This window comes from Bacillus safensis, assembly GCF_039619585.1.
Classification (GTDB): Bacteria; Bacillota; Bacilli; order Bacillales; family Bacillaceae; genus Bacillus; species Bacillus safensis.
Map to the genome: position 1 here is coordinate 293753 of NZ_CP154909.1, position 14723 is coordinate 308475.

At 43.1% G+C, this 14723-nt stretch carries 13 protein-coding genes; 11 read left to right on the forward strand and 2 right to left on the reverse strand.

Annotated elements, in window-relative coordinates; genetic code table 11:
• Positions 1–72 precede the first annotated feature (72 nt).
• The 5 genes from opuAA to AAYR28_RS01625 all read left to right on the forward strand — a co-directional run bounded on the left by opuAA (position 73) and on the right by AAYR28_RS01625 (position 4771).
• On the forward strand, positions 73–1341 hold the full coding sequence (gene opuAA / locus AAYR28_RS01605; protein WP_034283228.1) for a glycine/proline betaine ABC transporter ATP-binding protein OpuAA: 1269 nt from the start codon (positions 73–75) through the stop codon (positions 1339–1341).
• 10 nt (positions 1342–1351) lie between these two features.
• Complete coding sequence (opuAB, locus tag AAYR28_RS01610) at positions 1352–2197, forward strand: glycine/proline betaine ABC transporter permease subunit OpuAB (protein ID WP_034283343.1); 846 nt, start codon at positions 1352–1354, stop codon at positions 2195–2197.
• A complete protein-coding gene (locus tag AAYR28_RS01615; protein WP_034283229.1) occupies positions 2197–3078 on the forward strand; it encodes a glycine betaine ABC transporter substrate-binding protein in 882 nt (293 codons plus the stop codon). Before opuAB ends, AAYR28_RS01615 begins: the two co-directional genes overlap by 1 nt.
• A 107-nt stretch (positions 3079–3185) precedes the next feature.
• Positions 3186–3938: an alpha/beta fold hydrolase gene (locus AAYR28_RS01620; protein ID WP_120208447.1), complete on the forward strand. Its 753-nt coding sequence runs from the start codon at positions 3186–3188 to the stop codon at positions 3936–3938.
• 110 nt (positions 3939–4048) lie between these two features.
• Entirely contained in the window at positions 4049–4771 is a 723-nt protein-coding gene (locus tag AAYR28_RS01625) for an SDR family oxidoreductase (RefSeq protein WP_120208445.1), read from the forward strand.
• 48 nt (positions 4772–4819) lie between these two features.
• Here the strand turns inward: AAYR28_RS01625 and AAYR28_RS01630 are convergent, their stop codons facing one another.
• Positions 4820–5947, reverse strand: coding sequence for a M20 peptidase aminoacylase family protein (locus AAYR28_RS01630; RefSeq protein ID WP_120208442.1), 1128 nt, complete (start codon positions 5945–5947; stop codon positions 4820–4822).
• Between the two features lie 153 nt (positions 5948–6100).
• Here AAYR28_RS01630 and AAYR28_RS01635 point away from each other — a divergent pair, with 153 nt between their 5' ends.
• From AAYR28_RS01635 to AAYR28_RS01645, 3 genes are all read left to right on the forward strand, one after another.
• The gene (locus AAYR28_RS01635; RefSeq protein WP_034283233.1) at positions 6101–7531 is read left to right on the forward strand and encodes a YfcC family protein; all 1431 of its coding nucleotides are present in this window, start codon (positions 6101–6103) and stop codon (positions 7529–7531) included.
• A 217-nt stretch (positions 7532–7748) separates the two neighbouring features.
• On the forward strand, positions 7749–8696 hold the full coding sequence (locus AAYR28_RS01640) for an L-lactate dehydrogenase (protein WP_034283234.1): 948 nt from the start codon (positions 7749–7751) through the stop codon (positions 8694–8696).
• A gap of 43 nt (positions 8697–8739) precedes the next feature.
• The gene (locus AAYR28_RS01645; RefSeq protein WP_041116558.1) at positions 8740–10362 is read left to right on the forward strand and encodes an L-lactate permease; all 1623 of its coding nucleotides are present in this window, start codon (positions 8740–8742) and stop codon (positions 10360–10362) included.
• Between the two features lie 44 nt (positions 10363–10406).
• Here AAYR28_RS01645 and AAYR28_RS01650 read toward each other — a convergent pair whose 3' ends face one another.
• On the reverse strand, positions 10407–11396 hold the full coding sequence (locus AAYR28_RS01650; RefSeq protein ID WP_034283236.1) for a LacI family DNA-binding transcriptional regulator: 990 nt from the start codon (positions 11394–11396) through the stop codon (positions 10407–10409).
• A 109-nt stretch (positions 11397–11505) separates the two neighbouring features.
• Here AAYR28_RS01650 and AAYR28_RS01655 point away from each other — a divergent pair, with 109 nt between their 5' ends.
• From AAYR28_RS01655 to AAYR28_RS01665, 3 genes are read left to right on the forward strand one after another with little or no spacing between them, the layout of a single operon-like run.
• Entirely contained in the window at positions 11506–12831 is a 1326-nt protein-coding gene (locus AAYR28_RS01655) for a DegT/DnrJ/EryC1/StrS family aminotransferase (RefSeq protein ID WP_061110411.1), read from the forward strand.
• Positions 12806–13672 (forward strand): HAD-IIB family hydrolase, encoded by an 867-nt coding sequence (locus AAYR28_RS01660; RefSeq protein ID WP_061110410.1) that lies wholly within the window; start codon positions 12806–12808, stop codon positions 13670–13672. The genes AAYR28_RS01655 and AAYR28_RS01660 overlap by 26 nt, the downstream gene beginning before the upstream one ends.
• Positions 13669–14715: a Gfo/Idh/MocA family protein gene (locus AAYR28_RS01665; RefSeq protein WP_024424339.1), complete on the forward strand. Its 1047-nt coding sequence runs from the start codon at positions 13669–13671 to the stop codon at positions 14713–14715. Before AAYR28_RS01660 ends, AAYR28_RS01665 begins: the two co-directional genes overlap by 4 nt.
• Positions 14716–14723 lie beyond the last annotated feature (8 nt).

The window sequence follows — 14723 nt, forward strand, 5'->3', positions numbered from 1 at the left end:
GCGAATTCTAAAGATTGTTCGCATCATAACGCTTATGTTACGGTTATAAAGATGCTAATTTGGAGGGAAAATATGAATTCTGAAGAGAGAAATATCAAAATCAAGATAAATAATGTATCTAAAATTTTCGGTAAAAATGCTAAAAAAGCATCTCAAATGCTTGAAAAAGGGAAAACAAAAAGAGAAATCCTAAAAGAGACCGGCGCAACTGTTGGTGTCAATCGAGCAAATTTTGATGTTTATGACGGCGAGATATTTGTCATCATGGGGCTATCAGGGAGCGGAAAGTCCACACTTGTGCGGATGCTAAACAGGTTAATCGAACCAACCTCCGGTGAAATATATATTGATGGGGATATGATAACAAATATGTCAAAGGATCAATTGCGTGAAGTCAGACGGAAAAAGATCAGCATGGTTTTCCAAAACTTCGCATTGTTCCCGCACCGTACAATTCTTGAGAACACAGAGTATGGTCTTGAATTGCAAGGTGTAGATAAAGAAGAGCGCAGATCAAAAGCGCTTGAATCTTTAAAGCTTGTTGGACTTGAAGGCTTTGAAGAGCAATACCCAAATCAATTAAGTGGTGGTATGCAGCAGCGTGTTGGATTGGCACGTGCGTTAGCAAATGACCCTGACATTTTATTAATGGATGAAGCATTCAGCGCACTAGATCCATTAATTCGTAAAGATATGCAGGATGAATTGCTTGAGCTTCATACATCTGTAGGAAAAACGATCATTTTCATTACCCATGATTTAGATGAGGCGCTTCGTATTGGTGACCGCATTGTACTCATGAAGGACGGAAATATCGTTCAAATCGGAACACCAGAAGAAATTCTGATGAACCCATCGAATGAATATGTTGAACGCTTCGTTGAAGATGTTGACCTTTCTAAAGTATTAACCGCTGGTCATATTATGAAACGTGCAGAAACAGTTCAGATCGATAAAGGAGCCCGTGTTGCGCTTACGCTCATGAAAAACCTTGGGATTTCGTCTATCTATGCAGTAGATAAGAAAAAGCATTTATTAGGTGTTATTTCTGCACAAGCAGCGAAAAAAGCAGCAGAAACGGGAGCGTCGCTTGAAACTGTTCTTGATAAAGAATTTACCACAGTATTGGAATCAACGTATTTAACAGAAATCTTTGATGCAGTGTCTGATGCGGCAAACATTCCAATTGCAGTTGTAGATGAGAAAAACAGAATGAAGGGCATTGTGGTCAGAGGTGCATTGATTGGTGCATTATCAGGTAATGATGAATATATCAACATGTCTTCTAACAAGCTAGAGGAAATTAAGACACAAGAGCCTTCTGCACAGGAGGTAGAATAAGATGTTTAGTATGAGTGATTTACCTAGAATTCCGTTCGCGGATTATATCGATCGATTTGTTGACTGGTTAACATTAACGTTTGGTGGTTTCTTTGATGGCATCACAAATGGATTAGCTGGAACAGTAAATGGAATTGTAGCTGCACTTGGCGTCATTCCATCCATTATTTTAACCCTTATCTTTGCCGGCATTGCTTGGTGGATCAGTACAAGAGGAGTTGCTCTTTTCACACTTATTGGATTTTTACTGATCGACTATTTAGGCTACTGGCATCCAATGCTTCAAACACTTGCACTCGTTTTGACCGCTGTGGTCATTTCTATCGTAATCGGGGTTCCGATCGGTATTTGGGCATCACAGAAGGAAACTGTGCGTAAAATTGTGACACCTATTTTAGATTTAATGCAGACAATGCCTGCATTCGTTTATCTATTACCAGCGATCTTCTTCTTTAATATTGGGGTTGTTCCTGGGGTTGTGGCATCGGTTATTTTCTCCATGCCGCCAACGATTCGTATGACCATTCTCGGTATTAAACAAGTACCAGCGGATTTAATTGAAGCAACTGAAGCTTTTGGTTCAACGACATTCCAGCGTTTATTCAAAGTTCAGCTTCCACTTGCAACAAAAACCATCTTAGCTGGTATTAACCAAAGTATCATGCTGGCTCTATCCATGGTCGTTATTGCCGCAATGGTAGGTGCACCAGGACTTGGTTCAGAAGTATATAGTGCGGTAACGCAGCTGAAAACAGGTATTGGTTTTGAAGCAGGTATTGCCATTGTTATTGTGGCGATTACACTCGACCGTATTACACAAAATATTAAAACGAAAAAAACCAGGGGGAATGCTTAATGTGGAAAAAGTCTCTCTACATTGGGATGACCGCCCTGCTCGTCTTTTTACTAGCCGCTTGCGGTGCACAATCGGATTCAAATGCAAGTGCAGCACAGCAGGTCAATAAAACGATTATTGGGATTGATCCGGGTTCAGGTATTATGGCCCTAACCGATCAGGCCAAAAAGGATTATGGCTTAGAGGATTGGACGGTTGTGTCTGCATCAAGTGCAGCCATGACGGCAACGCTCAAAAAATCATACGACCGTAAAAAACCAATCATTATCACTGGCTGGAATCCACACTGGATGTTTTCCCGCTATGATTTAAAATATTTAGATGATCCAAAAAAATCTTACGGTGAAGCGGAAGAAATTCATACGATTTCACGTAAAGGCTTTGCGAAGGATCAGCCGGAAGCAGCTAAAATGCTTAGTCAGTTTAAATGGTCTCAAGATGACATGGGCGAAGTCATGATTGATATCCAAGATGGTGTGAAACCAAAGGATGCCGCCTTAAAATATGTGAAAAAACATAAAGACCAAGTAGCGAAATGGACAAAAGGCGTGAAAAAGTCGAATGGTGGAAAAGTGAATCTTGCCTACGTTGCATGGGATAGTGAGATTGCAAGTACCAATGTTGCAGCAGAAGTATTGCGTGAACTCGGGTTTAAAGTAACTTTGACTCAGGTTGAAGCAGGTCCGATGTGGACAGCAATTGCAACCGGAAGTGCGGATGCATCATTATCCGCTTGGCTGCCAAATACGCATAAAACGTATGCAGCGAAGTTTAAAGGAAAATATGATGACCTTGGTACAAGTATGAAAGGTCTTCGAATGGGGCTAGTTGTCCCGACATATATGAAGAACGTAAACTCCATTGAGGATTTGAAAAAATAGTCAATGATGTAGTGGTTCCCTTATAATAGAAGGGAGCATGTTGAAAAAGCAGTCTGCTCAAAAAGCGGCTGCTTTTTTCTTATATAGAAGGATGGAGTTGTCGGGCGATGGATAAGTCAATCATGATTTTTCTGCATGGTGGAGGAGTAAGCAGCTGGATGTGGCAGGAGCAGGTTGAAATATTGAAAAACACGTATGAATGCTTTGCCCCTGATCTCATTGGACACGGGACAAGAGCAAAAGAACAGATATTTTCAATGAATGAAAGCACCCGTGAAGTCATCTCATGGATCAAGGAAAACGCGAATGGCCGTCAAGTGATTCTGATTGGATTTTCTTTAGGTGCGCAGATTGCCGTTGATGTGTTATCAAGAGAGCCGGATATCGTAGACATAGCAGTTATCAATAGCGCTCTTGTAATGCCTTTGCCATGGCTCCACTTCATGGTCAGGCCCCTTTTGCCAGTGACGTATCCATTATTAAAGAAAGATTGGTTTATTCAGCTCCAAGCCGAAAAGATGGGGCTCCCGCAACATGTACTGCATCATTATGCGGCGGAATCGAAACATCTGCAAAAGAAAACCCTTCTTACGATGTTTCAGGAAAACCTCCATTACAAGCTCCCAGACACGTTTCAGCAAGCGAAGGCACGCATTCTTGTCACAGTGGGAGAAAAAGAAAAAGGCATCATGAAACGGTCAGCAAAAAAAATAACGAATTCACATCCGAAGGCAACAGGCGTCGTTGTTCCCGGTATTGGGCATACATTTACTTTTGAAAAGAAAGAACTTTTTACAGAAATGGTCATAAACTTTATAGAGGCACGTGCATTACCAGTCGAATTAAAGGAAATCCAGTAGCTGCGCCAATCAATAAGTGAAGACGAGCATAAAAGGGGCGCCGGTCTCTTAGAATCTGTATGATATAGATATAAAACGCTTACAGTTTGTGTGTCCTAGAAGGAGGAGCTATGAGTAAAAACTATATCATATTCGGTGCAAGTCAAGGCTTAGGAGATGCTTTTGTAAAGGGTCTTCCATCAAGTGGAGATACAGTTTGGATTGTGTCGCGAAGTGAACCAAGCAGTTTGAACATAGATGACGGTGTACATAGAATTTGGCTGAAAATCGACTTATCAAGCGAAACACATATCCCTTATATGCTCGAAGCACTTGAGAACAAGACGATTGATGTACTCATCTATAACGTCGGTTTATGGGAAAAACGAGGCTTTGAAGACGATTATTCCTTTGATCACGATCAGCCAGAGGATATTGCACATTTAATCAATGTGAATGTCACCTCAACCATTACGTACATCCAGGCACTGCTTCCTCACGTAAGGAAATCGGAGAATGGAAAAATCATCGTCATTGGCTCAACGGCGGGTCTCGATCATACGAACCTGCCGCAGGTCTCGTTTGTTGCATCTAAATTTGGCCTGCGCGGAATTGTGAATGCACTGAGAGAGCATGTGAGGAAAGATAAAATATCCGTCACCTGTATCAATCCAGGAGAACTTGCGGCGGAGGTTCCGTATGAAGATGGAGCCGAAAAGGCCATCACTCTTTATGATGAAACGAGAATCCCTGTTCAGGATATTGTGGAGCTTGCGAGATGTGTGATTCATTTATCAAGGGTATCTTGCGTGAAAGAAATCAACGTTCCAGCCATGGCAGATCTGAATGCGTAATATAAAGCAGACCACCCGCCCTGAAGAGAAGGCGGGTGGCTTTTTCATTTATGATGAATGCTGCTGGAGTGTTTGATAGACAGCCTCGGTCAAAATCTCAATGCCAGTAAAGATAGCAGAGCGGTCGAAGGTCATATACGGATGATGAAGACCGGGCTTTAAATCACAGCCTAAACCGAGCATCGTGGATTTGATATGCGGAAGCTTTGCTGCGTAAAAGTGAAAGTCCTCTCCACCTGTTGTGACGATCGGGGGATCTAGCTGCTCTTTTCCTAGAACCTGTTCAATTGCATGAGACATGATCTGGGCAGCTTCTTCATTTAAGGTGGCGGCAGGCAGACGATGGTCTGTTGAAAGTGTAATGGAAGCGCCAAAGGCATCCGCTACAGAATGAACCGCTCTTTCAATTTCTTTTTCTAGTTCATCCATCACTTCGTTTGTTTGTGCCCGTACATCTAATGTAAAAGAGGCTTTGCCTGGGATGATGTTTGAGCTGCCCCCGCCAGCATGTAAATTGGTCATTTTGACAGAATGCGCGACTCTTGGATCGACATGGATATGCGCGAGTCTCTGCACGAGGGTTGAAGCCACTTCTATGACGTTGACGCCAAGGTGTGGACGTGCACCGTGCGCTTCCTCGCCAATAATGGTGCCGACGTAATGATTACTTGATCCGTGCAATATAGCAGGAGCGCAGCGTCCGTTTAATGTTTCTTGGATTGGGCGCACATGTACGCTATATAAGTAATCGACATCTGCGAGCACACCTTTTTCAATCATTTTCAGCGCACCGCCGCCTCTTTCCTCGGCAGGCTGAAAGATGAAACGGATCGTGCCGTTCGGGCGTTCTTTTTCCTTTAATGCCATGAAGGTGCCGAGAGCCATTGTCATGTGTGCATCGTGGCCGCATGAATGATTGGCTTGAAACTCACCATCTACTTCCTGCCAAAGTGCATCAATATCGGCTCTCACAGCGACCACTGGTGCGCCTTCTCCAATTTCACCGATCACCCCTGTACAGTCGTCAAATGTTTGAGTTTTGCAGCCCAATTTTTTCAATATATCTTCAATATAAGCAGTCGTTTCTGTTTCTTCCCAGCTGATTTCTGGATGGGCATGCAAGTGTTCAAAGATGTCTGTCACGGTTTGTTTCATTTCGTTTGTCAAAGTTGTCATGAGAAGCCTCCTTGCTGACAGATAATCTGTCAAAACATTATTTTAGTGAAATAATATTGATCTTAAATATCAACAGTGTTTATAATATAACACATCATTTGATTATTCTGAAAATTAAGTGAAATTCCGATCGGGACAAAGGGGTTTTGACACATGAAAACAGCGACAGTATCAGCACCAGAGAAACAAAAACGAAAACTTCAAATGCCGGATGCGTATGTTCTCTTATTTATGATTGCACTGATTTGTACAATAGCAACGTATTTTGTACCAGCGGGTGAGTTTGACCGAAAGACATCTGGGGAGATCACAACAGCCGTTCCTGGCAGCTATCACCGTATTGATCAATCACCAGTGAGTCCAGTTGGCTTTTTCACAGCGATACAAGAAGGAATGGTAGGGTCCTCTTCTATTATTTTTCTGATTCTATTTACGGGCGGAACCATTGCCATTTTGGAGAAGACAGGTGCTATTAACGGGATGATTCACCATGTCATCAGCCGGTTTCAAACGAAGCAATTATTGTTTATTTGTATTGTTGGGGGATTATTTTCAGTCCTTGGAACGACCGGAATTGTCGTGAATTCTGTCATTGGGTTTATTCCAATCGGCATCATTGTGGCACGATCCTTGAAATGGGATGCTGTAGCAGGAGCCGCTGTCATATACATCGGCTGTTATGCAGGGTTTAACGCAACGATTTTATCTCCATCTCCATTAGGTTTATCACAAACAATTGCAGAGCTGCCGATCTTTTCCGGCATCGGCCTGCGTGTCATTATTTATCTTTGTTTTCTTATTTCTAGTATTGTGTACATCTATTTATATACAAGACGTCTGAAGAATAAAGAAAAGGGAAGCATTCTTGGCGATCAATGGTTTCCTGCTAAGGGGCTTGGCGGAGCCGATGCGGAATCTGTGGACAAGCCTGCATTTACTGGCAGACATAAGCTGATTTTAGCGGTGTGCGGATTGTCACTTGGAGGTTTCTTATATGGCGCACTTCAGCTTGGCTGGACCGATAAGGAAATGGCGGGTGTGTTCATTTTTATGGCTATCGTCGCTGGACTGCTCGGCGGATTAGCTGCCAATGATATTGCGAAAACGTTTATTATCGGGTGCCAAAGCCTTGTATACGGCGCACTTATTGTTGGGATGGCACGCTGTATTTCGGTCATTTTAGAAAACGGGAAGCTGCTTGATACAGTGGTCAATGGCTTGGCGAGTATGCTGACAGGCTTTAGTCCCATCGCTGGTGCGATCGGGATGTATATTGCGAGTGCGCTTCTTCACTTTTTGATTTCATCAGGATCAGGAGAAGCCGTTGTCTTTATCCCAATTCTTGCGCCGCTCGCTGATTTAATGGGCATCACAAGACAGGTCGCTGTAGAAGCGGTAATGCTTGGTGAAGGGGTGGTCAACTGTATCAATCCGACTTCCGGTGTGTTGATGGCTGTGCTTGCTGCAAGTGGTATTCCTTATGTAAAGTGGCTGCGTTTTATGGTGCCGCTTGCCCTCATTTGGTTTGTCATCGGTCTTGTATTTATTTGTATCGGGGTCATGATCAACTGGGGACCTTATTAAATATGTAGGAAGCTGCCGACGAGCGTTTGGCAGCTTTTTTCTTGTGGAAATATGTATGGAGCGGGCGCTTTGAAAGCACAATAAATGTGTTCACAAATTCGCTACATATTTTTTTTGAGCAGCCCCCTTGCAAAAGTTTGTGAAATGTTGCACAATAAGAATGTGAAATACTTCACATAAGAAAAACAGCCTAGTTTTACTCAGGAGGATGAGATAAATGACAAACGAAAAAGTAAACAAAGTAGCCCTTATTGGAGCAGGTTTCGTCGGCAGCAGTTATGCCTTTACATTAATAAATCAAGCAATCACAGATGAATTGGTTGTCATCGATTTGAATCAAGACAAAGCAATGGGTGACGTGATGGATTTAAACCACGGAAAAGCATTTGCGCCGCATCCTGTGAATACATGGTATGGAGATTATGAGGATTGTAAGGATGCAGATATCGTCTGTATCTGTGCTGGTGCAAACCAAAAGCCAGGTGAAACAAGACTTGACCTTGTTGAGAAAAATTTAAATATATTTAAAGGCATTGTAGAAAACGTGATGAAAAGTGGATTCGACGGTATTTTCTTAGTGGCCACAAACCCAGTCGATATTTTGACATATGCGACTTGGAAATTCAGTGGTCTTCCAAAAGAACGAGTGATTGGCAGTGGTACGACGCTTGATACGGCAAGATTTAGATACATGCTCAGTGAGTACTTTGACGCAGCGGCACACAACGTGCATGCGTACATCATTGGCGAGCATGGAGATACAGAGCTTGCTGTTTGGAGTCATGCAAATATTGGAAGTGTGCCGATTACAGAATTAATGAAGAGAAATGATCAATACAAACAAGAAGACTTAGATGAAATCATGGAAAATGTCCGTCATGCCGCTTACCAAATCATTGAGAAAAAAGGCGCCACTTATTACGGTGTAGCAATGAGTTTAGCCCGCATTACAAGAGCGATCCTGCACAATGAAAACAGCATTTTAACTGTCAGCACTTACTTAGATGGAGAGTACGGAGCAGAAGATGTCTACATTGGTGTACCTGCCCTTGTGAATCGAAATGGCGCAACAGAAGTAATGGAGCTTGCATTGAACGACACGGAGAAAGAAAAATTTGCACACAGTGTGAATGTGTTGAAAGAGATTTTGGCTCCTCATTTTTAATCAATCAAAAGCAACCTATCTGAGCAGAAAAGGATGAATCACTATGTGGCAGCAAATATATGATCCGTTTGGTAATGAATTCGTCAGTGCATTGGTGGCAATGCTCCCAATCTTGTTTTTCCTTCTTGCATTAACCGTTTTTAAGCTAAAAGGTGTTTTAGCCGCTTGTTTTACCTTAATCGTCAGTTTTGTAACAGCTGTTTTCTTCTTTCATATGCCAGTTGAAAAAGCATTATCTGCTGTGCTGCTCGGTATATCTAATGGGCTGTGGCCGATTGGATATATCGTCATCATGGCGGTATGGCTCTATAAAATTGCCGTGAAATCTGGTAAGTTCGATGTCATTCGTTCTAGTATTGCAGGAATCTCTCAAGATCAACGTCTTCAGCTCTTATTAATTGGTTTTAGCTTTAACGCATTTTTAGAGGGAGCTGCTGGTTTTGGTGTACCGATTGCGATCAGTGCCGCTCTCTTAACAGAGCTTGGGTTTAAACCGCTGAAAGCTGCGATGCTCTGCTTAATTGCCAATGCTGCGTCTGGTGCATTTGGTGCTGTAGGCATTCCAGTGATTACAGGGGCGCAAATGGGCAATATGACGCCGCTTGCGTTATCTCAAACCCTTGTATATACGATCCCGTTTATTTCATTCTGTATTCCGTTCCTCCTCATTCTGATTGTAGATGGATTCAAAGGAATCAAAGAAACGCTGCCAGCCTTGCTTGTTGTGAGTGGAACCTATGCCATTTTGCAAGCTGTCACAATGGTGACGATGGGACCTGAGCTTGCCAATATTATTTCTGCCTTGGCAAGTATGGGAGTTTTAGCTTTATTTCTTCGGAAATGGCAGCCAAAACACATTTATCGTGAAGAAGGAGCGCCAGATATTGAACAGAAACAAACGTATCGCGGCGTTGAAATACTGAAAGCATGGTCTCCGTTCTATATTTTAACTGCTGTTATTACAGTATGGAGTCTGCCGGCATTTAAAGCATTGTTTGCTGTAGGAGGACCGCTTAACTGGACGACCATTTTAGTGAAAATGCCATTTTTACATCAGCAAATTGTGAAATTACCACCAATTGCCCAAACGGAAACACCAATTGATGCGATCTTTAAAATTGATGTCATCAGTGCAACGGGTACTGCCATTCTGATTGCGGTCATGCTGACTGGACTGTTTAGCAGACATATTACATTAACAGAAGGCGCTGTCTGCTTAAAAGCAGCGGTGAAAGAGCTTTGGGTTCCTGTTCTTACTATTTGTTTTGTCATGGGCTTTGCCAACCTGGCAAACTTTGCTGGACTAAGTTCAGCCATTGGACTTGCTCTTGCCAAAACAGGCGATTTGTTCCCGCTTGTCAGCCCGGTGCTTGGCTGGATCGGCGTGTTTATTACGGGGTCTGTCGTGAGTAACAACGCCTTATTCGGTAACCTTCAAGCGGTCACTGCTTCTCAAATCGGCTCACAAGCAGGTTTGTTAATTGGGGCGAATACGACCGGTGGTGTGATGGCGAAATTAATTTCTCCACAATCTATCGCTATCGCTACAGCAGCTGTTGGAGAAACAGGGAAAGAATCTGAGCTCTTCAAAAAGACCGTGAAGTACAGTTTCATTCTGCTAGGTATTGTATGTATATGGACATTCATTCTTGCTCAATTTGTATAGGTTGATAGACTAAAAAAGACTGAGAGAAATCTCAGTCTTTTTCTTTATGTAGATTCTCTTGTCACGAGCCGGGTAGGCAGCTGGATATGTTCACGCTGCAATGGTTTTTGGTCTTGCAGGAGTGCGATCATTTGCTGTACAGACCGCTGGCCAAGCTCTACGATCGGTATGTCAATCGTGGTGATCGTTGGAGCTGTCACCTCACATATGTCTTGGTTGTCATAGCCGATGACCGCTAGATCCTTGGGGATTTGATAGCCATATGAAATGGCCTGTTTAATGAGTCCTGCTGCGACTTGATCATTGCCGGTGAAAATGGCATCAGGCGCTTCCTTCATGTGATGGATGACCTCCATTAAGCGAAAGCCGTCTTCAATGGTAAAAGCCTCTCCAAACAGCCAATCGTCTTGCAGCGGCAAACCGTGAGCAGAGAGTGCATCAAGATAGCCTTGTTTCCTTTGCTTCTGCGCTTCACTGCTTTCTGTATCAAAACAAAACCCAATCGATTTTCGCCCCGACCGAATCAAATAGTCCACCGCTTTATAGGCGGCTTCCCGTTCATCATATCCAATAATCGGGATGTTTGCTGTTTGATGATATTCATTTGCCATGACAATGGGGCCGTTTGTTAAAAATGGCTCGATCTTTTCCCACTGATTTTCTAATGCCCCTAATATGACCCCATCTACTTCTTTTCTTTTTAATAATTGAAGCCCTTCAAGCTCCAATGCTTCTTGATAAAACGTCTGAAGCACGATGGCTTTATATCCTTGATCAAGGGCTTCTTTTGAAATGCCTTTAATCAATTGTGCAAAAAAAGGATGATCCACAGCTGGAACAGACACAGCAATGGTTTTTGTCTGATGTGACCTTAGTGTGCGGGCTGCTGAACTCGGTGTATATTCCATTTCTTTCATCACCTGTAAAATGAGCTGCCGCTTTTCTTCTGACACATATGGGTGATGGTTTAGCACTCTGGAAACGGTGGTGGTTGAAACCCCGCAGCGTTTGGCAATTTCATAAATTGTACACATATTAACAAATCCTTTACACAAAGTTATTGTTCTGAAATCGATAACATCATTTACAATGTGAAACAAGTTAAATATTAACAAAAGGAATTGATTAATTGGAGGGAATGGAATGCAAATATTGACGAAGATATCAGGTAAAAGCAAGGATTATCTTCCTTTGCTGGATATGATCAATCAAGGTGTTCAAGTAAAGGCCGATTCAGTTGAAAAGCATCTAGCAAATGAAAAGCTGGTGACGTTCCTTGAGCAAGATATAGAGCGCACAGGTTTGGAAAAAATTCTCTTCCATTATAAACAAAATAAGGAAAAAAAGATACCGTTTCTGCCAGTTGACAAACTGATTTCAGAAGATGAAATCGATGATATTATGCTGGTACTGAAGGAAGTATTGAGCTCTGGCCGTTTTACTTCAGGGCCATATATTCCGACGTTTGAAAAGGCGATTGCAGAGTACTTAGGGAAAAAATATGTCATTGCCACGTCAAGTGGAACAGATGCATTGATGATCAGTCTCATATCAGCAGGCGTCCATCCAGGAGACGAGGTGATTTTGCCGGCCAACAGCTTTGCTGCAACAGAAAATGCAGTGCTCGCCATTGGGGCTGTTCCGGTTTATGCCGATATTGATCCTGAAACCTACTGCCTCTCATCGAGCGAAATAGAGAAGCATATCACAGATAAAACGGTATGCATTCTACCGGTTCATTTATATGGAAAGCAAGCGGATATGAAGGAGATTTCGGCGATTGCAAAACAGCATGGGCTGAAAATCATTGAAGACGGATGTCAAGCGATTGGCAGCAGCGGCCTTGGCGCTTATGGAGATGGACTTGTTCTCAGCTTTAATCCATACAAAAACCTTGGGGTCTGCGGAAAGGCAGGAGCCATCGCTACAAATGATGAGGCCCTAGCAGAAAAATGCATGGAGATCAGCTATCACGGCTTTGAAGCTGGAAAGAAAAATGTCAAACGCAGTGACTACGGCTTTAATTCCAAAATTGATAATTTGCAGGCAGCGATCGGACTCGAACGAATGAAGTATTTAGGATTGCAAAACTTTAAACGTTTTTATTTAGCCAAGCGGTACATTGACCAGCTGCAACCGCTTGAGGATGAAGGATACATGAAGCTTCCGAAGCTGACGGATGATCATGTCTGGCATCTATTCCCGATCAGAGTGCTGAAGGGAGACCGCGATGAACTGGCAGCGAAATTGCTGGAAGTGGGCATAGAGACGGATGTTTATTACCCGGTTCTATCGCATCAGCATCAAACAAATCTTGTTTCTCAAAAATATAGACAAACGACACTTCCACACACGGAAAAAGCAGCACAGCAATTACTTCACTTGCCGCTTTATCCAGGAATGCCGCTGCAAGATCAGGAGAAGGTCATCGAGGGGGTTCAACATGTTATCAAGTCTTCCATTCAATAAAAAACTGCTGAATCAGCCGAAGAATCCGCAGTGGATCGTCTTCTGTGACTTTGATGAAACGTATTATTCTCACGGAATGACAGAGGAGCAGAGAGAGGATATCAAGCGGCTGGAAGCCTTTGTAGCAGAAAAGAGTGAAGCGGGACAGCTCTTGCTGGGCTGGGTGACGGGAAGCAGTATCGATTCTGTCACGAGCAAAATGGAAAAGGGCGGTTTTCATCAATTCCCGCATTTCATTGCGTCGAACTTAGGGACTGAGATTGTATATACGTCGGATGCTCATTTTGGACAGCCAGATGCAGAGTGGATGAAGAGGCTGGATGCGCAGGGCTTTTCAGATGAAAAAATCGAAGACATCCTGAAAACTATCCGAGAAAAGGGAATTTCCCTTAGGCCGCAAACGCAGCTGGGCAGCTCAGGGTATAAGAAGAATTTCTATTATCAGGAGCAGGATGAGCGGACGGATCTTCATCATCTATCATTTATCCAAACACTGGCTAAAGAGCGAGGCGTGGCGGTCAACATCAACAAATGCAACCCGCTTGCAGGAGATCCTGCGGATTGCTATGATGTCGATTTTTTACCAGTCGGAACAGGGAAGGATGAAATTGTCCGTTTTATGCTGAACCAATATGATTTATCGAAAGATCAAGGATTTGCCTTTGGTGATAGCGGGAATGATTTGCGGATGCTTCAATCCGTCACACACGGTTTCCTTGTCCAAAATGCAACAGCCGAAGCCAAACGGCACCATCACCAAATTTGTCATCATGGGTATGCAAAAGGAATCTATGAAACACTGAAAACAGTGATGTATAAACATGAGGAGGCACATTCATGAAGAAAATTGGAATTGTTGGAGCAGGGAATATTGCAAAAGCACATGCAAGAGCATTATCAACGATCAAAGGTGCAGAATTATCCGGTGTCTATGATTTGCATGAGTCGGTCGCACAGGGATTCATTAAACAGTACGGCGGACGTGTGTATTCAAGTATCGAGACACTGGCAGATGCATCTGATGGGTTGATCATTGCTTCTCCTAATTTTTGTCACAAGGACCATGCCCTTCAGTCGCTAAGAGCAGGACAGCCGATTTTATGTGAAAAACCGATGGCTGTGTCGCTGAAGGAAGCGAAGGAAATGGTGGAGACAGCCAAACAGTTCCAAGTTCAAGCCAGTATGGGCTTTAACTATCGTTATTTATCCTTTGTGAATATATTGAAGAACTTGATTGCTAACGGTGAATTAGGACGCATTTTGACCGTTAGAACTCATTTTAAGAAAAACAGTGCCCTCAGAAGAAAGACATTTTCATGGAGAGACAGCGGCGAAAGTCTGCGTACGAGCGGTGCACTAGGGGACCTTGGCATTCATTTGATTGATATGCTGTGGTACTTATTTGGCAGTGAAATGAAGAAAGAATCACTTAACACCAAGATGCTGACACATGTAAAGGAAAAAGAAGAGAAAAAGGTTCAGGTGGATGATCATACCGAAATTTTCGGGCAGATGGAGAATCAAGTGTTCTTTCATTTGGTGACATCCAAAAGCACGCAGCCTGAGGAATGTGGATTTAGTGTAGAAGTCGTTGGACATGACAAGGTATTCAAATACCATACGAACATGAAAAACGAATATGAAATCAGTGATGGATTGTGTGTGGAGCGTCATCAAATGCCGCAAACTCTGCTGACAGATCCGCCAAATGAATTTTACGGATGGTCCGATACATTCCGCGATCAGCTGATGCATTGGGTGAATACTGATCCATACCCATCTCATATGAAGGTCGCTGATTTTGAAGATGGTTATCGCGCGCAGGCTGCGCTCAATACATGCTTTGAGAGGGAAGAGGCAGTCGTCTCTGCCCAGGCATATTAAAGAGGTGG

What these genes read in the sequence shown, in the direction of transcription:
- opuAA (WP_034283228.1), top strand. Translation starts at nt 73, where the DNA reads ATGAATTCTGAAGAGAGAAATATCAAAATCAAGATAAATAATGTATCT.
- opuAB (WP_034283343.1), top strand. Translation starts at nt 1,352, where the DNA reads ATGAGTGATTTACCTAGAATTCCGTTCGCGGATTATATCGATCGATTT.
- AAYR28_RS01615 (WP_034283229.1), top strand. Translation starts at nt 2,197, where the DNA reads ATGTGGAAAAAGTCTCTCTACATTGGGATGACCGCCCTGCTCGTCTTT.
- AAYR28_RS01620 (WP_120208447.1), top strand. Translation starts at nt 3,186, where the DNA reads ATGGATAAGTCAATCATGATTTTTCTGCATGGTGGAGGAGTAAGCAGC.
- AAYR28_RS01625 (WP_120208445.1), top strand. Translation starts at nt 4,049, where the DNA reads ATGAGTAAAAACTATATCATATTCGGTGCAAGTCAAGGCTTAGGAGAT.
- AAYR28_RS01630 (WP_120208442.1), bottom strand. Translation starts at nt 5,947, where the DNA reads ATGACAACTTTGACAAACGAAATGAAACAAACCGTGACAGACATCTTT.
- AAYR28_RS01635 (WP_034283233.1), top strand. Translation starts at nt 6,101, where the DNA reads ATGAAAACAGCGACAGTATCAGCACCAGAGAAACAAAAACGAAAACTT.
- AAYR28_RS01640 (WP_034283234.1), top strand. Translation starts at nt 7,749, where the DNA reads ATGACAAACGAAAAAGTAAACAAAGTAGCCCTTATTGGAGCAGGTTTC.
- AAYR28_RS01645 (WP_041116558.1), top strand. Translation starts at nt 8,740, where the DNA reads ATGTGGCAGCAAATATATGATCCGTTTGGTAATGAATTCGTCAGTGCA.
- AAYR28_RS01650 (WP_034283236.1), bottom strand. Translation starts at nt 11,396, where the DNA reads ATGTGTACAATTTATGAAATTGCCAAACGCTGCGGGGTTTCAACCACC.
- AAYR28_RS01655 (WP_061110411.1), top strand. Translation starts at nt 11,506, where the DNA reads ATGCAAATATTGACGAAGATATCAGGTAAAAGCAAGGATTATCTTCCT.
- AAYR28_RS01660 (WP_061110410.1), top strand. Translation starts at nt 12,806, where the DNA reads ATGTTATCAAGTCTTCCATTCAATAAAAAACTGCTGAATCAGCCGAAG.
- AAYR28_RS01665 (WP_024424339.1), top strand. Translation starts at nt 13,669, where the DNA reads ATGAAGAAAATTGGAATTGTTGGAGCAGGGAATATTGCAAAAGCACAT.